Source organism: Pseudorhodoplanes sinuspersici (assembly GCF_002119765.1).
Classification (GTDB): Bacteria; Pseudomonadota; Alphaproteobacteria; order Rhizobiales; family Xanthobacteraceae; genus Pseudorhodoplanes; species Pseudorhodoplanes sinuspersici.
Genome location: NZ_CP021112.1, coordinates 2,694,728 through 2,714,460 on the forward strand (window position 1 = coordinate 2,694,728; position 19,733 = coordinate 2,714,460).

Below are 19,733 nucleotides of genomic sequence, written 5' to 3' on the forward strand. Positions count from 1 at the left end.
GAACCCTGCCGTTAAGACTGGCGTTTGCCACCGGCCGTGCGCACATGTGGCTTGAAGGAAAAGCAAGAATGACCCTGCGGCAGGTCAGCCTCGACGACAAATACGATCTGACAAAGAAACAGATCTTCGTGACGGGCTATCAGGCCCTGGTCCGGCTCTGCCTGATGCAGAAGGAGCGGGACCGGCGTGCCGGCCTGAATACCGCCGGCTACATTACTGGCTATCGCGGTTCGCCGCTCGGCGGCCTCGACCAGCAATTCATGCGCGCGCGCAAGTTCCTGCAGCCGAACGACATCGTTTTCCACCCAGGCTTGAACGAGGACCTTGCCGCCACCGCCCTTTGGGGCACCCAGCAGGCGGAGCTGCGCGGCGAAGGCAAATACGACGGCGTGTTCGGCATCTGGTACGGCAAGGGTCCGGGTGTCGACCGGACCGGCGACGTGTTCCGCCACGCCAACTTCGCTGGCACTTCCAAACATGGCGGCGTGCTGGCGCTGATGGGCGATGACCACACCGCCGAATCGTCAACGACGGCGCATCAGTCCGAATATCACTTTGTCGACGTGATGATGCCGATTCTCAATCCGGCCGGCGTGCAGGAGATCATCGATTATGGTCTCTACGGCTTTGCCATGTCGCGTTATTGCGGCGTCTGGTCGGCTCTGAAGTGCATGCACGAGACGGTGGAATCGACCGCCGTTGTCGAGGGCAGCCTCGATCGCGTGAAGATCGTCCTTCCCGAAGACTTCACGATGCCGCCGGACGGGCTGAATATCCGGCTGCGCGATACCGTGCTTGGGCAGGAAGCGCGCCTCTATGACTACAAGCGCGATGCCATGCTGGCCTTCATCCGCGCCAATAAACTGAACAGGATGATCACCTCCGGCGGCGCGAACCCGAAAATCGGCGTCATCACCACCGGCAAGGCCTATCTCGATGTGCGGCAGGCGCTGGACGAACTCGGAATCGACGAAGTCCGCTGCAACGAGCTTGGGCTTCGCATTTTCAAGATCGGTTGTCCGTGGCCGATCCCGCGCGACGAACTGATCGAGTTCGCCAGGGGCCTCGATCTCATCATCGTCGTCGAGGAAAAGCGTTCGCTGGTCGAAGTCCAGGTGCGCGAAGAATTGTACGGCACGGCCAATCAGCCGGTCTGTATCGGCAAGAAGGATGAGCGCGGCAACTGGCTGTTCCCGGTCAAGGGCGCGCTCGATCCGAACGAGGTGGCAATCACCATTGGCGACCGCATTCTTGCCCGCCGCAATGATGATACGATCGCGATGAAGGTGTCGCGTCTGAAACAGGCCCAGCATGCGCTTGCCGAGTTGCAGGAAGTGGCGCAGCGCACGCCGTATTTCTGCTCCGGTTGTCCGCACAACACATCCACGGTCGTACCGGAAGGCATGCGCGCCTATGCCGGCATTGGCTGCCACTACATGGCGCAGTGGATGGACCGCAATACGCTTGGCTTCACCCATATGGGCGGTGAGGGCGCGAACTGGATCGGTGAGGCGCCATTCTCGACCCGCGATCACGTGTTCCAGAATCTCGGCGACGGCACCTACAATCATTCCGGTTACATGGCGATCCGTGCGGCGATCGCCGCTGGCACCAACATCACCTACAAGATCCTCTACAACGACGCCGTCGCCATGACCGGCGGTCAGACGCATGAAGGCACGTTGACGGTACCGATCATCGCGCGGCAAGTCGCGGCTGAAGGCGTCAAGCGTATCGCCGTCGTCAGCGACGAGCCGGACAAATATCCGAGCGGTACCGAATGGCCGCGTGGCATCACGTTCCACCACCGCGATGATCTTGAGGCTGTGCAGCGTGAATTCGCGACTATTCCGGGCACATCGGTGCTGATCTACGATCAGACCTGCGCCGCCGAAAAGCGGCGGCGGCGTAAGCGCGGTACATTCCCTGATCCCGACAAGCGCGTCATCATCAACGAGCTGGTCTGTGAAGGCTGCGGTGATTGCGGCGTGAAGAGCAATTGCGTGTCGGTCCAGCCGCTTATGACCGAATGGGGTCGCAAGCGCACCATCGATCAATCGAGCTGCAACAAGGATTATTCCTGCGTGAAGGGCTTCTGTCCTTCCTTCGTCACAGTGCACGGCGGCAAGCCGAAGAAAGGTACAGCGGTCGCAGAGGGCGAGCAGCAGGCGCTGCCGGAGCCCATTCTGCCGACGATCACCAAGCCTTACGGCATCATCGTCACCGGCATTGGTGGCACCGGCGTTGTCACCATCGGCGGCGTGCTGGGCATGGCGGCGCATCTGGAAGGCAAGGGCGTCGGCATCATCGACATGGCCGGACTCGCGCAGAAGGGTGGCGCGGTGTACAGTCATATCCGTATCGCCAATGCACCGGACGATATTCACGCCATCCGCATCGCGGCAGGCGGGGCGGATCTGGTGCTGGGCGGCGATATCGTCGTTGCCGGCAACAAGAAGGTACTGGCGGCCGTGAAGCACGGCGCCACGACGATGATCATCAACACGGCCGAATTCCTGCCTGGCGATTTCACCCGCAATGCGGATTTCTCGCTGCCGACCGAACGGCTGAAACGCGCGATCACCTCCGCTGCCGGCAGCGATAATGTCGCCTTCATCGATGCGACACGGCTCGCAACGGCACTGCTCGGCAATTCGATTGCCGGCAACATCTTCATGGTCGGTTATGCTTGGCAGAAGGGCGCCATTCCCTTGTCCGCCGCATCAATCGAAAAGGCGATCGAAATGAACGGTGAAGCCGTGGCGATGAATCAGGCCGCCTTTCGCTGGGGCCGCAGGGCGGCGCTGGATTCGGCCGCGGTTGAAAAACAGATTCCAGCGCCAGCGGCGCAGGACGAAAACCGGCGGCTGTCGCAATCGCTTGACGAGATGATCGAGCGGCGGGTGTCGTTCCTGACCGACTATCAGAACGTTGCTTATGCCCGCCGCTACCGCGACCTTGTCGCCAAGGCGCGTCAGGTTGAAAGCGAAAAGGCGCCCGGCCGCACCGGCTTTGCCGAAGCCGTCGCGCGAAATCTGTTCAAGCTGATGGCCTACAAGGATGAATATGAAGTCGCGCGGCTGTTCACCGACGGCACCTTCCAGAAGCAGATCGACAGCACATTCGAAGCGGGCCCGAAACGGTTCGAATTCCACCTGGCGCCGCCGCTACTCGCACGTGTGGACAAGACAACCGGCGAAGCCAGAAAGATGAGCTTTGGGCCGTGGCTCCTGCGTGCCTTTGGCGCTTTGAAGCACTTTAAGGTTCTGCGCGGGACGCCGTTCGATCCGTTCGGTTATACCTCCGAGCGCCGGACGGAGCGCAAACTGATCGCCGACTACGAGACGCTGCTTGGCGAGATTTTTGCCAAGCTGAATGCCGACAATCATCCGCTTGCGGTTGGTCTTGCGGTGATCCCGGAAAAGATCCGAGGCTTTGGCCATGTCAAGGCACGCAATCTCAAAACGGCCAAAGCCGACGAAGCGGCCTTGCTGGAGCAATTTCGCGCTGGCGGCGTGCCGATGCTGAAGGCGGCTGAATAATCGTGGCTCTGCGGTCTTGAGCTAGTGAAGGTCGCAGCCATAATGGTCTGGACCCTGCCGCGGCGGCAATCAGGGGCCTGACATTGATTTCAGCCGATCATCTCCGCAAGATCGCGTTCTGGTCGCACGACCTCGATGGTGACGAGATTGAGCGCGTGCGGCGTGCGGTCACCGAGAAGCAATATACGCGTGGCGAATATATCTGCCATCGCGGCGACCGGCTTGATTCGTGGACGGGCGTTTCGGACGGGCTGGTAAAACTCGGCACGACCTCGCGTTCGGGAAAAACGGTCACGCTGGCGGGTATCCGCTCCGGCGCCTGGTTTGGCGAAGGCACACTTTTGAAGGATGAGCCCCGCCACTACGACCTTGTCGCGCTGCGCGACACCCGGCTCGCCTTGATGAACAAGGCGACATTCTTCTGGCTGTTCGATCGCAGCGCTGCCTTCAACCGGTTTCTCGTGCGCCAGTTCAATGAACGGCTCGGTCAGTTCATCGCGCTGGTCGAATATGACCGCTCGCTTGACGCGACGGCGCGGGTTGCGCGCAGCATTGCCTGGCTGTTCAACCCGGTCCTCTATCGCGGCAATGAGGAGCGGCATCTCGAGATCAGCCATGAAGAAATCGGCCTGCTGTCAGGTGTGTCGCGGCCGGTGACCGGCCAAAGCCTGAAGCGACTCGAAGGCGAGGGCTTGCTGCGCGTGGAGCACGGCGGATTGACGGTGCTTGATCTGTCCCGACTCCGCGTCTACGGCGAATAGAATTGTGCCAAGCAAAAAGATCCGGCTGCGCACAATCGGGGATACACTAGCCAACAAAGGGCCGGTGCGTCTGTCAAGTGGGACCTTGTGAGGGGACCTTTTTGTTGCAATTTTCGCTATAAGAAGAAGACTGCGGGATACCGCGGGCAGGCGGCAACAAAAGCGCAGAAAGCGCTGCTTCACAGGGAGGATGGCGCCGTGGCGAATGACGCCAGCGCTACAGATACATTTCCGAAGCTTCTGATGCATCACGCGCGTGTGCGCGGTGATCGTCCCGCATTGCGGCATAAGGATCTCGGCATCTGGCAGACCTGGACCTGGTCCGATCTTCATCGCGAGGTCCGTGCCCTGGCTTTGGGCTTAAGCAACCTTGGCATCCGGCGCGGCGACACGGTGGCGATTGCCGGTAACAATCGCCCGCGGCTTTACGCCTCGATCCTGGCCGCGCAGGCTTTGGGGGCCATTCCGGTCCCGGTCTATGCCGACGCGGTGGCGGTCGAGATGGCCTATGTGCTTGATCATGCCGATGTCACCGTTGCGGTGGTGCAGGACCAGGAGCAAGTCGACAAAATCCTGTCGGTGCAGGAACAACTGCCGAAGTTGAAGCATATCGTCTACGACGAGCCGCGCGGTTTGCACGATTACGATCGCAGCCACCTCCACGATCTTGGCGAGCTGATTGCCGAGAATGAGAAACTGATGGCCGACGATCCTGCGGCCAGTGCGCGGATCGATCGCGAGATTGCGGCTGGCACCGCCAGCGATCCGTCGATTATTCTTTACACATCAGGCACGACCGGACGCTCAAAGGGTGTCGTGCTCTCGGCCGGGCGCTGTATCGCCGCAGCAACGGACACCGTTAATTTCGACAAGCTTACCGACGGGGATGTGGTGCTGGCCTATCTGCCGCTGGCCTGGGTCGGCGACCATTATCTGAATTATGCGCAATCGCTGGTCGCCGGCTTTTGCATGGCCTGCCCGGAATCGCCCGATACGGCGCAGCAGGATCTGCGCGAGATTGGTCCGTCTTTCTATTTTGCGCCGCCGCGGGTGTTCGAGAACCTGCTCACGCGCGTCATGATCCGCATGGAAGACGCCGGTTATCTGAAGCGGCGCATGTTTCACTATTTCATCGGCGTGGCGCGGCGTTACGGCGAGGAGATCCTGAACAAGCAGCCGGTACCCTTCGGCGGACGGCTGCTTTATGGGCTGGGTGAAATTCTCGTCTATGGACCGCTCAAGAATGTGCTGGGTTTCTCGCACGTGCGCACGGCCTATACGGCAGGAGAGGCGATCGGGCCTGAGCTATTTTCGTTCTATCGCTCGCTCGGCATGAATCTGAAGCAGCTTTACGGGCAGACTGAAGCATTCCTTTACGTCACCTGCCAGCCTGATCGCGAAATCCGCGCCGATACCGTCGGCCCCGCCGCGCCCCATGTCGATATCCGCATCTCTGATTCGGGCGAAGTGATGTTCAAGTCTCCCGGCATGTTCCTGGGCTATTTCAAGGAACAGGACAAAACCGCCGAAGCGATGACGGTCGATGGCTTTGTCAAAACCGGCGATGCCGGTTTCTTCGATGCCAACGGGCACCTCAAGATCATCGATCGCGCCAAGGATGTCGGCAAGCTCGCCGATGGCTCGCTGTTCGCGCCGAAATACATCGAGAACAAGCTGAAATTCTATCCCAACATTCGTGAGGCGGTGGCCTATGGCGATGCACGTGATTTCGTCACCTGCTTCATCAATATCGATATGACGGCTGTTGGCAACTGGGCCGAACGCAACAATGTCGTCTATGGTTCGTATCAGGAACTGGCGGCCGAGCCGCGCGTCTATGATCTGATCGAGCAGCATGTCGCCGAGGTCAATCGCTCGCTGGCGGGCGAGGAGATCATGGCCGGCGCGCAGATCAAGCGCTTCCTGATCCTGCACAAGGAGCTGGATGCCGACGACGGCGAAGTCACGCGCACACAGAAAGTGCGCCGCGGCTTCGTTGCCGAGCGCTACAAGCCACTGATCGACGCGCTTTATAACGGTGTCACTGAAGCGGACATTTCTACCGAAGTCACCTTCGAGGATGGCCGCAAGGGTATCATCTCCGGCCGGGTGAAGATTCGCGACATGAAGACGGAGCCGGTGCCGGCCCGGGCGGGGAAGGCGGCATGAGAGCGCCCTCTGCTTCCGACATCGCAGCCGGGGAAGTGCTGCTCGCCGTCGAGAATGTGTCGCTGTCGTTCGGCGGCGTGAAGGCGATCCGCGACGTCTCGTTCGACATCAGGAAGGGCGAAATCCGCGCCATCATCGGGCCGAATGGCGCCGGCAAGACTTCGATGCTGAACGTCATCAATGGCTTTTACACGCCGCAGCATGGCCGCATCACCTTCAAGGGCAAGACGCGCACGAAGATGCGCCCCTACGATGCCGCGCGCGGCGGCATTGCCCGCACGTTTCAAAATGTTGCGCTGTTTCGCGGCATGACCGCGCTCGACAACATCATGGCCGGGCGAACGCTGAAGATGCATCGCGGGCTCTTCTGGCAGATGATCCGTTTCGGTCCGGCCTTGCGCGAAGAGGTCGAGCATCGGCGCCGCGTCGAAGACATCATCGATTTCCTGCATATTGAGCACATTCGCAAGACCCCGGTCGGCCGCCTGCCATACGGCTTGCAGAAGCGCGTCGAACTCGGCCGTGCTCTCGCCATGGAGCCAGACCTGTTGCTGCTCGACGAGCCGATGGCCGGCATGAATCTCGAGGAGAAGGAAGATATGTCGCGCTTCATTCTCGACGTGAACCAGCATTTCGGCACGACCATCGCGCTGATCGAGCACGACATGGGCGTGGTGATGGATCTGTCCGACCGCGTGATCGTGCTCGATTACGGCGTCAAGATCGCTGATGGCACGCCGGATGAGGTGAAGGCGAACAAGGCGGTGATCGATGCCTATCTCGGCGTGGCGCATTGAGGTGATGTGATGATCGTCACGCTTCACCATCGCCCGCTCGTCCCCGCGAAGGTGGGGACCCAGTGCTACCCGGAACAAGTTTTCTGGATTCCCGCTTGCGCGGGAATGAGCGGAGGAGAGACCATCTGATGGACCTCCTCTACAAAATCTTCATCGATCCCTTCGTGCAGATGGGCGGCGCGCCGGATCTTCTGATCCAGACGCTGTGGGAAGGGCTTGTGTCCGGCGTGCTCTATGCGCTGATCGCGCTCGGCTTCGTTCTGATCTTCAAGGCCTCGGGCGTGTTCAACTTCGCGCAAGGCATCATGGTCGTGTTTGCGGCGCTGACACTGGTCGGCCTGCATTCCAAAGGCGTGCCGGCTTTTCTCGCGCTGGCCTTGACCATCGGCGTCATGCTGGTCCTGGCCTTTGGCGTCGAACGCCTGATGCTGCGGCCGCTGGTGAATCAGCCCGACATCATCCTGTTCATGGCGACGTTCGGGCTGACCTATTTTCTCATTGGACTTGGCGAAATCATCTTCGGTGGCGAACCGAAAGTCATGATCACGAGCGAGCTTTACCTTCCCAAGGGCGCGCTGGAATGGAAAGTATTCGGCGGCTTCGTCTCGTTCCAGAAGATCGATATCGCCGCTGCGATCATCGCTTCGCTCATGGTCGCGACGCTCGCTGTCTTTTTCCAGAAGACCCGAATCGGCCGCGCCTTGCGGGCGGTGGCTGACAGCCACAAGGCGGCACTCTCGGTTGGTATTTCGCTCGAGCAAATCTGGGTGATCGTGTGGTTCGCCGCCGGCATCGTGGCGCTGGCCACCGGCATCATGTGGGGCGCGCGATCCGATGTGTCGTTCGCGCTGCAGATCCTGGCGCTTAAAGCGCTGCCGGTGCTGATCCTCGGCGGCTTCACGTCGATCCCCGGCGCGATCGTTGGTGGCATCATTATCGGTGTCGGCGAAAAGCTCGGCGAGTTCTATTGGGGGCCGCTGCTTGGCTCCGGCATCGAGAGCTGGCTCGCCTATATGATCGCGCTAGTGTTCTTGCTGTTCCGGCCGCAGGGGCTGTTCGGCGAGCGGATCATCGAGAGGATCTAGAGATGAATCACGGTCCTCATTTCCTTGTCATTATGGGGCGCGAGCATCGCTGGCAAGTTTACGGAGCCAGCGCAGACTTGGCTGCGGGCTCGCGAACCCGGAATCCAGGGCCGCATTCCAAAGTATTTTGTTTTGACTGGATTCCGGGCCTGGCGCTTTACGCCGTCCCGGAATGACGGAGACATAAATGTTCTACCGCGAGACCGGCCAATACAAGACCGACTACGCCGCCGACATGGCGCTGTTTCCGATCCGGCAGGACCGCATCGGCATCGCGCTTATTCTCATCATCGCCTTCGTTGTCATTCCGCTGACCATGTCGAGTTTCACGTTGTCGGCGGTGATGATCCCGGTTCTGATCTTCTCGCTTGCCGCGATCGGTCTCAATCTGCTCACCGGCTATACGGGTCTGATTTCGCTCGGCACAGCCGGCTTCATGGGCGTTGGCGCCTATGCCTGTTACAAGTTCACCACCTGGTTCCCCGGCGTGAACATCATCGTGCTGATCCTGGCATCCGGCTTTGTGGCGGCAGCCGTCGGCGCCGTGTTTGGTCTGCCGTCGCTGCGCATCAAGGGGTTTTATCTCACGGTTGCGACGCTGGCGGCGCAGTTCTTTCTGTCATGGTGTTTCGTGCGGCTGCCGTGGCTGGTCAATTACAACATTTCCAACGCCATCGAAGTGCCGACGCGCACTATCCTTGATATTCCGGTGACGGGGCCGAATGCGACACCGGTGACGCGCTATCTGGTGGTGCTCAGCATTGTTGTGTTCATGACATGGATCGCGTCCAATCTTGTGCGCGGGCGTATTGGTCGAAGCTGGATGGCGGTGCGCGACATGGACATCGCCGCCGAACTGATCGGCATCCGATTGTATCGCACGAAGTTGCTCGCCTTCGCCGTCTCGTCTTACTATTGCGGTGTCGCCGGCGCACTGATGGTGTTTCTGTGGCTCGGCGCGGCGGAAGCCGACTCGTTCAACATCAATCAGTCTTTCATCATCCTGTTCATGGTGATCATCGGTGGACTTGGAAGCCTGATCGGCTCGTTCTTCGGTGCCATCTTCATCTGGGGATTGCCGATTCTTCTCAGGTCGGCGCCTGAGTTTTTCGGCGTATCGATCGCAGCCGCTACCGTAGAACACATCCAGTATATGGTGGTCGGCGCGCTGATCATATTTTTCCTGATCGTCGAGCCGCACGGCCTCGCGCGGCTCTGGCAGATCGCAAAGCAGAAACTGCGGATGTGGCCTTTCCCCTATTAAAGGAGCACAATTACGTCCTATCCGGTGGCAAAAGCCGCCGGCAACATGAGCAAAACCACGGCCGCAAACGGCCGGACCGTTCTAGGGAGAATCGCAATGCTGACCAGACATCTTGCAATGGGAATTGCGCTGGCGGGCTTTGTCGGGACCGCTCCGATCACAGCCTCGGCGCAGGAAAGCATCTATGTTCCGCTTTTAACCTACCGCACCGGCCCCTTCGCAGGCTCCGGCTTGCCGATCGCGAACGGCATGAATGACTATCTGCAAATGCTCAACGAGCGCGACGGCGGCATCGGTGGCGTGAAGCTCACGATCGAGGAATGCGAGACCGGCTACGACACCAAGAGGGGAGTCGAATGCTACGAACAGGTGAAGGCCAAGAAGCCGGTGGTCGTGAATCCCTATTCGACTGGTATCACGCTGCAACTGATCCCGAAGGCTGCGGTCGACAAGATTCCCGTATTGTCGATGGCTTACGGATTGTCCGCCTCCGCGGTCGGCGACGAGTTTCCATGGATCTTCAATCCGCCCGCGACCTATTGGGACGGCCTGTCGATGATCTTTCGCTATATCGGCGACAAGGAAGGCGGGCTTGAAAAGCTGAAGGGCAAGACCATCGGCTATATCTTCTTCGATGGCGGCTATGGCCGCGAGCCGATCCCGCTGCTGGAGCAATTCGCCAAGGATTACGGCTTTGAGGTGAAGCTCTATCCGGTGCCGGCGACCGAGATGCAGAACCAGTCGGCGCAATGGTTGAACGTGCGTCGCGATAAACCGGCCTGGATGATCATGTGGGGCTGGGGCGCGATGAACCCGACCGCGGTGCGCGAAGCGACACGCATCAATTATCCTATGGACAAGTTCGTCGGCATCTGGTGGTCGGGCGGCGAGGATGATGCGCGCGGTGGCGGGACCGATGCCAAGGGCTATCTCACGCTCAACTTCAATGGTCTTGGCACGCAATATCCCGCGCTGCAGGACATTCAGAAATTCGTGCTCGACAAGGGCAAGTCGCAGACACCGAAGGATAAGTTCGGCGAAAATCTCTACAATCGCGGCGTCTATAATTCGGTGTTGATTGCCGAAGCGATCCGAAATGCCCAGAGGATCACGGGCAAAAAGGTTGTGACCGGCGACGACGTGCGGCGTGGCTTCGAATCGCTGAAGATTTCGGCGGCGCGTTGGAAGGAGCTTGGCTTGCCGGAATTCGGCGCGCCGATCGAAGCGGTGTCCTGCTCTGACCATAACGGCCATCACGCCGCTTACATGCAGCAATGGGATGGTACGAAATGGGTGAGGGTTTCCGACTGGATCTCGCCCATGAAGGAACGCGTGCGTCCGCTGCTGGAGGCGGCGGCCAAGGACTATGTCAGCAAGAACCAGCCGTGGCCCAAGCGCACGGAATCCTGCGACAAGTCGTCATGATGAATACGGCCTCCTGCTTCTGCGGCGGGAGGCCGCTTTCCACGAGCGGAATCTTCCTTGGAGTGAATCGTTCGAATCTTTGAAACCAAAGACAAGGCCGATACGAACGGCCAGATGAGAGGAAAACAGATGCGTATGAAATATCTTGCTGCCGGCCTCGTACTGGCCGGTCTTGCCGCGTCCGGCGGTTTCACATCCAAGGCAGATGCCCAGGAACAGATCTACGTGCCGCTGTTCACCTATCGCACCGGACCGTTTGCCGGCTCCGGTATCCCGATCGCCAATGGCATGTACGATTACTTGCAGATGCTCAACGAGCGTGATGGCGGCATTGGTGGCGTCAAGCTCGCCGTCGAGGAATGCGAGACCGGCTATGACACCAAGAAAGGTGTCGAATGCTACGAGCAGGTGAAGAACAAAAAGCCGGTCATGGTCAATCCGTGGTCGACCGGCATCACGCTGTCGCTGATCCCCAAGGCGCCGGTCGATAAAATTCCGATCCTGTCGATGGCTTACGGTCTCTCGGCGGCGGCGGTCGGCGATGAGTTTCCCTGGGTGTTCAACCCGCCGATGACCTACTGGGACGCGCTCTCTGTGATCTTCCGCTATATCGGCGGTAAAGAAGGCGGACTGGAAAAGCTGAAGGGCAAGACCATCGGCTATATCTTCTTCGACGGTGCCTATGGCCGCGAGCCGATTCCGCTGCTGGAGCAATTCGCCAAGCAATATGGCTTCAACGTCAAACTCTACCCGGTGCCGGTCGCCGAGATGCAGAATCAGGCGGCGCAATGGCTCAACGTGCGCCGTGATCGTCCCGCCTATATGATCAATTGGGGTTGGGGCGCGATGAACCCGACCGCGGTGAAGGAAGCCGCCAAGATCAATTACCCGATGGACAAGTTCATCAGCGTTTATTGGGGCGGTGGCGAGGACGATGCACGCCCGACCGGTGCGGATGCCAAGGGCTTTACGTCGCTCGCCTTCAGCGCCACCGGGACGAATTTCCCGGCGCTGCAGGACATCCAGAAGCACGTGCTTGGCAAGGTCGGCAGCCAGACCCAGAAGGAGAGACTCGGCGAGTCGCATTACAACAAGGGCGTCTATAATTCGGTGATGATCGCCGAAGGCATCCGCAATGCGCAAAAGATCACCGGCAAGAAAGTGGTGAGCGGCGAGGATGTGCGGCGCGGTCTCGAAACGCTGAACATCACTGCGGAACGCTGGAAGGAACTTGGCTTGCCCGACTTTGCCGCCCCGCTCGCCACCAATTGCAGTGATCATAGCGGGCATCAGGCCGCATTCTTGCAGCAATGGGACGGTACCAAATGGGTGAAGATCACCGACTGGATTTCGCCCATGAAGGACACGGTACGGCCGATGCTGGAAGCTGCGGCAAAGGATTATGTCAGCAAGAACCAGCCGTGGCCCAAGCGCACGGAGACTTGCGACAAGGCGTCGTGATGTTTGTTAACCTCCTCCCCTTGAGGGAGAGGAGGGGCGCGGCAGCGCGGCGTGAGGGTACATCTAGACCGTAACCCCTCACCCCGCCTCGCCGCTAACGCAGCTCGGCTCCCGCTCCCTCAAGGGGAGAGGGAGGAGCATGTGGAGATACCGGATGTCCTCATCTGCGCTGCAAGAACCAACACCCCAGCCCGCCTCCGAGAAAATCCTCTCCGTCAACAACATCGAGGTGCTGTACGACCACGTCATCCTCGTGCTGAAAGGCGTGTCGCTTGAGGTCGACAAGGGCGGAATCGTTGCGCTGCTGGGGGCCAATGGTGCCGGCAAGACCACGACCCTGAAGGCGATCTCCAATCTCCTGCATTCCGAGCGCGGTGAAGTCACCAAAGGCTCGATCGTGTTCGAAGGGCAGGAGGTGCAATCGCTGTCACCGAACGAACTGGTGCGGCGGGGCTGTATCCAGGTGATGGAAGGCCGGCATTGCTTCGGCCACCTCACCGTCGAGGAAAACCTGCTCACCGGCGCGTTCACCCGCAAGGATGGCAAGGCGGCGATCAATCGCGATCTCGAAATGGTCTACGGCTATTTCAAGCGTCTGCGCGAGCGCCGCAGCTCAATGGCCGGCTATACTTCGGGCGGTGAGCAGCAGATGTGCGCCATCGGCCGGGCGCTCATGTCGCGGCCGAAGATGATCTTGCTCGACGAGCCGTCGATGGGCCTCGCGCCGCAGGTGGTTGAGGAGATCTTCGAAATCGTGAAGGACCTGAACGCCAAGGAGAATGTGTCGTTCCTGCTCGCCGAACAGAATACCAATATGGCGCTGAAATACGCGCGCTACGGCTATATCCTTGAAAATGGCCGCGTGGTGATGGACGGCGATGCAAAAGCGCTGTCCGAGAACGAGGACGTGAAGGAATTCTACCTCGGCATCGCCGAGGGCAAGCGCAAATCCTTCCGCGAAGGCAAACATTACAAGCGCCGCAAGCGCTGGCTTGCGTGAGCTGCCTCACATTGCGCGATCGAAAGCCTTGCTAACATGCCAATTCTTGCCGCTGTTGCGTTCCTCTTCCTGCTGGCGCTCGTGTTCGGGCCAAGCTGGTGGATCAGGCATGTACTGAAGACGCATGGGGTCGATCGACCCGATCTGCCCGGCTCCGGGGGCGAATTTGCTCGTCATTTGCTTGATGAGGCGAAGCTCGAGGACGTGAAGGTCGAAATGACGCACGAGGGGGACCATTACGACCCGAATACGCGCACGGTGCGCCTCTTGCCCGATCATCATGATGGCCGTTCGGTTGCTGCCGTAGCTGTTGCCGCGCACGAGGTCTCTCACGCCATTCAGCATGCGCGCGGAGAACGCGCGTTCGCCTTGCGACTGGATCTCGTTAGCCAGCTTGTCTGGGTGGACCGCCTTGCTACCACCGTTCTGGTGCTCGTTCCCGTCGTCTTCATGCTGGTGAAGTCGCCGGTGCTGGCCATTGTCCAGGTTGCGGCCGCAATCGCGCTGTTTGGTGTTCGAGTCGTCATTCATCTGGTGACACTCCCGGTCGAGTTCGATGCCAGTTTCGGCAAGGCGCTGCCGGTGCTGGAGGGGCGGCGCTATCTCTCCGAACACGACATTCCGGCGGCGCGAAGCGTTCTGCGGGCGGCCGCCTTTACCTATGTCGCGGCGGCGTTGGCGACGCTTCTGAATGTGCTGCGGTGGTTTCGGATCGGGTAAGCCGAGGGACTGAGAGGACGCAGGCGATGACCGAACATTACGACGCTCTCGAAACACGCGACCCGGCGCAGCGCGATCGGGAGAATTCGGTCGAGCTTCCGCGTGTGTTGATGCACGCGTTAGGGGCGGCCGGCTGGTCGAGGCAGTTGGCTGACGTCGATGTGAAATCCGTCGCCTCGCGCGAGGCGCTGGCGAAGCTGCCGCTTCTGCGCAAATCCGATCTGCCAGCCTTGCAAAAGGCAACGCCGCCTTTCGGCAGCTTCAATGTCTCGCCGCCCGGCAAGGCGAAGCGGCTTCTGATGTCGCCGGGTCCGATCTTCGAACCGGAAGGCCATGGCGATGATTTTGCCGGTGTGGCCCGCGCTTTGTTTGCGGCGGGTTTCCGCGAAGGTCATATCGTCCTCAACTGTTTCTCGTATCATCTGACTCCCGGCGCGTGGATGTTTGAATCCGGAGCGCAGGCGCTGGGTTGCGCGGTCATTCCCGGCGGCGTCGGAAATACCGAGCAGCAGGTCGAGGCCATCGCGCGGCTGAAGCCGGATGGCTATGTCGGCACACCCGATTTCCTGAAAATCCTGCTCGATACCGCAGGGAAAGCCGGCAAGGATGCCTCCTCGATCAAACGGGCGCTCGTCTCCGGTGCGGCGCTGCCGGCCTCGCTGCGGCAAGAAATGGCCGCGCGCGGCGTCGATGTGCTGCAATGCTATGCCATCGCCGAGACCGGGGTGATCGCCTACGAGACGCCGGCGCGGGAAGGGCTCGTGGTCAACGAGAATATCTTCGTCGAGATCGTACGCCCCGGCACCGGCGATCCGGTGCCCGAAGGCGAGGTCGGCGAAGTGGTCGTGACTTCGTTCAATCCGGATTATCCGATGATTCGGCTGGCGACCGGCGATCTGTCCGCCGTATTGCCGGGCCGCTCACCTTGTGGACGCACCAACATGCGCATCAAGGGCTGGATGGGCAGAGCCGATCAGACCGCGAAGGTCAAAGGCATGTTCGTGCGGCCGGAGCAGGTGGCTGAAGTGTGCAGGCGCCACGGAGAACTCGGTCGCGTGCGGCTCGTCGTCACGCGTGAGGGCGAACAGGATGCGATGACGCTGCATGCCGAGACCGGTTCGCGCGACGCAAGCCTTGCCGATCAGGTTGCGGCCACGCTGCAATCGGTCACCAAGCTCAAGGGCGCGGTGAAGCTCGTCATGCCGGACAGCCTGCCGAATGACGGAAAGGTCATTGCCGACGAGCGGCCGATCTCTTGACCCTCGCTCCGTTTACGGAGAGAGGTTTAGAAAGGATCCAGAAAGAAAGATATCGTGCCGGATATTCTGAAACCCCGCGACGCCAAGGACGTGGAAGACGCGGTGGTCTGGGCGTTGGCCGAGGGCAAGACGCTTGAAGTCGCCGGCCATGGTTCGAAACGCGGGATCGGGCGGCCTAACCAGTCGGATATCACGCTGGATCTGTCGGCCTTGTCCGGCGTCACCTTGTATGAGCCCGAAGAGCTCGTGCTGTCGGCGCGGGCCGGCACGCCGATCGCCGAAATCGAGCAGCTTGTTGCGGCCAATGGACAGGAATTGGCTTTTGAGCCGATGGACTATGGCCCGCTCTTTGGTGATCCGCAGGGCGCCGGAACGATTGGCGGTGTGATTGCCGCGAACCTCTCGGGTCCGCGCCGTATCAAGGCCGGCGCCGCGCGCGATCATTTCCTCGGTGTGACGGCCGTGTCGGGCCGGGGCGAGACCTTCAAATCCGGCGGCCGCGTGGTGAAGAATGTCACCGGCTACGATCTCTGCAAATTGCTGGCGGGTTCATACGGTACGCTGGCTGCGATGACCGATGTCACGATCAAGACCTTGCCGCGGGCCGAGACGGAATCGACGGTAATGGTCTTTGGCCTCGACGATACCAAGGCGGTCAGCGCCATGGCGGAGGCGATGGGGTCGTCCTGCGATGTGTCGGGCGCCGCGCATCTGCCCGTTCAGGTCATGGGCGATCTTCAGGGGCTGCTTGGCGAGCAGCCGGTCACACTCTTGCGGCTCGAAGGCGTGGTACCATCGGTGTCGCACCGCCTGTCGATGCTCGCTGCCTTGCTCAAGCCATACGGGCTGGTGGAGACGTTGGGGGAAGAGAGCTCTCGCTCGATCTGGCGCACGATCCGCGATGTACGCCTCTTGGCGGACGCCGCTTATCAGCCGGTGTGGCGCATATCGACTGCGCCGACGAAAGGGGCGGCCCTGGCGCAGGCGATCGCTTCCGAGACCGGCGCGGCTTATTTCTTCGATTGGGCCGGCGGGCTGATCTGGATTGCCATCCCGAAATCGCGTGATGCCGGTGCGGACCTGATCCGCCGCTCCGTCATTCAGGTCAGCGGCCACGCGACATTGATCCGGGCGCCGGCCGCCATTCGAGCGGCCGTTGACGTGTTCGAGCCACAGGATGAGGGTGTCGCGGCCTTGACCAAGCGGGTGAAAGACAGCTTCGATCCCAAAGGCATTCTCAATCCCGGTCGCATGTGGGCAGGGGTGTAATCATGCAGACCCATTTCTCTCTTGCGCAGCTTGCCGACCCCGCCATCGCGGAATCCAACAAGATCCTGCGTGCCTGTGTGCATTGCGGCTTCTGCACCGCGACCTGTCCAACCTATGTGCTGCTGGGCGATGAGCTCGATTCGCCGCGCGGCCGCATCTACCTGATCAAGGAGATGCTGGAGAAGGACCGGCCGGCGACCTCCGATGTGGTCAAGCATGTCGACCGCTGCCTCTCTTGCCTTGCGTGCATGACCACCTGTCCCTCGGGCGTGCACTACATGCACCTCGTCGATCATGCGCGTGCGCATATCGAGACGACCTATAAGCGCCCGTTCCGCGACCGGCTGGTGCGCTGGTTGCTGGCGACGGTGTTGCCCTATCCGGGACGGCTGCGTGTGGCCCTGGCCACGGCCTGGCTGGCGAAGCCGTTCGCTCCATTGCTGACAATGGCAGGCCTCAGACCGCTGGCGGCGATGCTGAGCCTCGCGCCAAAGGCAACGCCGGTACCGCATGAGCGGCGCACCGTCTATCCCGCCGAGGGCGAGCGCAAGGGCCGTGTCGCCATGCTGTCCGGCTGCGCCAATCAGGTGCTGGGCGCTCATATCAACGACGCGACGATCCGTCTGCTCAACCGCAAGGGCATCGAGGTGGTGACGCCCGCGGACGAAGGCTGTTGCGGTGCGCTGGTCCACCACATGGGGCGCGAGCACCAGGCTCACGCGCAGGCCAAAGCCAATATCGACGTCTGGACAGCGGAGATGAACGGCGAGGGTCTCGATGCCATCGTGATCAATGTGTCGGGCTGCGGCACCATGGTGAAGGATTATGGCTTCATGCTCCGCAACGAGCCGGCTTATGCGGCCAAGGCGGCGCAAGTGTCTGCTTTAGCGAAGGATATCAGCGAATATCTGGCTAGTTTGCCGCAGGATGAACCACTGCCATCGTCGGGTTTGACGGTCGCTTATCACGCCGCTTGCTCACTTCAGCATGGTCAGCGCATCACGCGTCAGCCGAAGGAGCTCCTCGCGCGATATGGCTTCATCGTTAAAGACATCGCCGAAGGTCATCTCTGTTGCGGATCGGCAGGAACTTACAATATCCTGCAAAGCGAGATTGCGCAGTCGTTGAGAGATCGTAAGATCGCAAACATCGCGCAAGTGAATCCCGATGTGATCGCTGCAGGCAATATTGGATGCATGACTCAGATCGCGTCTGGAACGTCGATACCGGTGGTTCATCCGGTCGAGTTGATCGATTGGGCCACTGGAGGCCCGAGACCGGCGGGATTGACCGGTCGCGCGCATACGATGCCTTCGGCCGATCCGGCGACGGCAACATCGTTCGCTCTCGTGTAACGACAGCGTAGCGCAAACATTCGGAGACGATTTCATGGCGAAGAAGGCGAAGAAGGGTAAAAAGGCGAAAAAAGCCAAGAAGGGCAAAAAAACCAGGAAGGTAACTGCGGCGAAAAAGAAGAAAACTGCGAAGAAGTCTTCCAGGAAGTCTTCAAAAAAGTCCGCCAGGAAAGGTGTGAAGAAGGGCGCCAAGAAGTCTTCCAAAAAGGCATCTAGGAAGAGCGCACCCAAGGCCAAGAAAGCCAAGACGAAGAGAAAGTCTGCTCCTCGGAAGGCGAAGGTTGCAGCGCCCGCACCGGCTCCGGTCGCCGAACCAGAACCCGTCGAAGAGAAAGAATCCACGGGCGGCGTCGGCTCGCTCCTGACGGGTGGCTATCGTCCCTTTGGCAGCTCCAGCGAAAGCGACACGTGATCTTGCGATTGCACAGCCAGTTGTCGATGCGGTGACGGCTGGCGAAATAACCTCGGCCCGGACCTGAGTAAGGCTGGGCCGAGGTCATTTTATGGATCGCACGCCGGCCACGATATCGGGCTAAGATTGTCCGGTGGCCTGACGTAAAACTATAAATGGCCATACCAACTGGACCGGACGCGACAGAACGCCGGCAGCCACTCTAGGGAGAGACTGATGACGAAGCTGGTGCTCGCCGCTTTTGCGGTGCTGTTTTCAACGTTTGCTCCGACAGCCGGCGCCATGGCGCAGGCGGACAAGCTGAAGGTCGCGGTATCGCAACGCTTCTTCTGGGATTCGTCCTTTGTCGATTTTGCGGAGAGGAACGGCTTCTTCAAAGAAGAAGGCATCACCGTCGAACCGTTCTACACCGACGGCGGCGCCGCCACCCTGACCGCCGTGTTGTCCGGCAGCGTCGATGTCGGCATGTCCAACGGATTGCTGGGCGTCATTGGCGCCTATGTGAAGGGCGCGCCCGTGCGTGTCATTTCCGCCCAGATGACCGGCGCCGGTGAACTTTACTGGTATGTGAAGGCGGACAGTCCGATCAAAAGTCTCAAGGACCCGGCTGCCAAGACCACCTCGTTCTCGTCACCGGGATCGTCGTCGCATCTCATCCTTCTGGCTCTCCAGAAGCAGGCTGGGTCCAGTGCGAAGCCGGTGCCGACCGGCGGCACACCATCCACGCTGACGCAGGTGATGACGGGTCAGATCGATGTCGGTTGGGCGGCGGCGCCGTTCGGGCTGCGGCAATTGAACGAGAACCAGATCAGGGTGATCGCGCGCACGTCCGATGTGCCGCAGATCGCCGGCCAGACCATCCGGGTCAACGTCGCCAATGAGAACGCATTGAAGACCAAGCGCGCGGCGATCGAGAAATTTCTTCGCGCCTATCAGCGGGCGATCGACTGGGCCTACAAGGATCAGCGGGCGATCGACATCTTTGCCGAGAACAACAAGCTGACGTCCGATATCGCCAAGAAGGCGGTGCAGGAATTCTATCCGAAGGAGGGGCTGCAGATCGGCGAGATCAAGGGGCTCGACCTGACGCTGCAGGACGCGCTGGACTATAAATACATTCCAAGCGCCAAAACCGCACAGGATATCGCCCCTCTGTTCGATATCCTCTACAAGCCCGCTCGATAGGCTGGCTTTGTCAGACCATAGGCCCGCTG

General features: G+C 60.4%; 15 protein-coding genes. All 15 read left to right on the forward strand.

Features of this window, described 5'->3' with window-relative positions; translation table 11 throughout:
* Positions 1–68: 68 nt before the first annotated feature.
* The 15 genes from CAK95_RS12990 to CAK95_RS13060 all read left to right on the forward strand — a co-directional run bounded on the left by CAK95_RS12990 (position 69) and on the right by CAK95_RS13060 (position 19,704).
* Positions 69–3,542 (forward strand): indolepyruvate ferredoxin oxidoreductase family protein, encoded by a 3,474-nt coding sequence (locus CAK95_RS12990; protein WP_086088296.1) that lies wholly within the window; start codon positions 69–71, stop codon positions 3,540–3,542.
* A gap of 83 nt (positions 3,543–3,625) precedes the next feature.
* Positions 3,626–4,303 carry a Crp/Fnr family transcriptional regulator gene (locus CAK95_RS12995; protein ID WP_086088297.1) on the forward strand — a complete coding sequence of 226 codons (678 nt, stop codon included), beginning with the start codon at positions 3,626–3,628 and terminating at the stop codon, positions 4,301–4,303.
* Between the two features lie 243 nt (positions 4,304–4,546).
* Entirely contained in the window at positions 4,547–6,472 is a 1,926-nt protein-coding gene (locus CAK95_RS13000; RefSeq protein ID WP_183044275.1) for an AMP-dependent synthetase/ligase, read from the forward strand.
* Positions 6,469–7,269: an ABC transporter ATP-binding protein gene (locus tag CAK95_RS13005; RefSeq protein ID WP_086088299.1), complete on the forward strand. Its 801-nt coding sequence runs from the start codon at positions 6,469–6,471 to the stop codon at positions 7,267–7,269. The genes CAK95_RS13000 and CAK95_RS13005 overlap by 4 nt, the downstream gene beginning before the upstream one ends.
* Before the next feature lie 128 nt (positions 7,270–7,397).
* Positions 7,398–8,354: a branched-chain amino acid ABC transporter permease gene (locus CAK95_RS13010; RefSeq protein ID WP_086088300.1), complete on the forward strand. Its 957-nt coding sequence runs from the start codon at positions 7,398–7,400 to the stop codon at positions 8,352–8,354.
* A 187-nt stretch (positions 8,355–8,541) separates the two neighbouring features.
* A complete protein-coding gene (locus CAK95_RS13015; protein ID WP_086088301.1) occupies positions 8,542–9,618 on the forward strand; it encodes a branched-chain amino acid ABC transporter permease in 1,077 nt (358 codons plus the stop codon).
* Between the two features lie 96 nt (positions 9,619–9,714).
* Complete coding sequence (locus CAK95_RS13020; RefSeq protein WP_086088302.1) at positions 9,715–11,043, forward strand: ABC transporter substrate-binding protein; 1,329 nt, start codon at positions 9,715–9,717, stop codon at positions 11,041–11,043.
* A gap of 129 nt (positions 11,044–11,172) precedes the next feature.
* Positions 11,173–12,504 carry an ABC transporter substrate-binding protein gene (locus CAK95_RS13025; protein WP_086088303.1) on the forward strand — a complete coding sequence of 444 codons (1,332 nt, stop codon included), beginning with the start codon at positions 11,173–11,175 and terminating at the stop codon, positions 12,502–12,504.
* A 154-nt stretch (positions 12,505–12,658) separates the two neighbouring features.
* Positions 12,659–13,504: an ABC transporter ATP-binding protein gene (locus CAK95_RS13030; protein ID WP_086088304.1), complete on the forward strand. Its 846-nt coding sequence runs from the start codon at positions 12,659–12,661 to the stop codon at positions 13,502–13,504.
* Positions 13,505–13,540: 36 nt separating this feature from the next.
* On the forward strand, positions 13,541–14,224 hold the full coding sequence (locus tag CAK95_RS13035; RefSeq protein ID WP_086088305.1) for a zinc metallopeptidase: 684 nt from the start codon (positions 13,541–13,543) through the stop codon (positions 14,222–14,224).
* Positions 14,225–14,250: 26 nt separating this feature from the next.
* Complete coding sequence (locus CAK95_RS13040; protein WP_086088306.1) at positions 14,251–15,483, forward strand: phenylacetate--CoA ligase family protein; 1,233 nt, start codon at positions 14,251–14,253, stop codon at positions 15,481–15,483.
* Positions 15,484–15,537: 54 nt separating this feature from the next.
* Positions 15,538–16,752 carry an FAD-binding protein gene (locus CAK95_RS13045; RefSeq protein ID WP_086088307.1) on the forward strand — a complete coding sequence of 405 codons (1,215 nt, stop codon included), beginning with the start codon at positions 15,538–15,540 and terminating at the stop codon, positions 16,750–16,752.
* 2 nt (positions 16,753–16,754) lie between these two features.
* A complete protein-coding gene (gene glcF / locus CAK95_RS13050) occupies positions 16,755–18,107 on the forward strand; it encodes a glycolate oxidase subunit GlcF (protein WP_086088308.1) in 1,353 nt (450 codons plus the stop codon).
* Positions 18,108–18,141: 34 nt separating this feature from the next.
* Entirely contained in the window at positions 18,142–18,519 is a 378-nt protein-coding gene (locus CAK95_RS13055) for a hypothetical protein (RefSeq protein ID WP_183044258.1), read from the forward strand.
* A gap of 216 nt (positions 18,520–18,735) precedes the next feature.
* Positions 18,736–19,704: an ABC transporter substrate-binding protein gene (locus CAK95_RS13060; RefSeq protein ID WP_086088309.1), complete on the forward strand. Its 969-nt coding sequence runs from the start codon at positions 18,736–18,738 to the stop codon at positions 19,702–19,704.
* Positions 19,705–19,733: the final 29 nt, after the last annotated feature.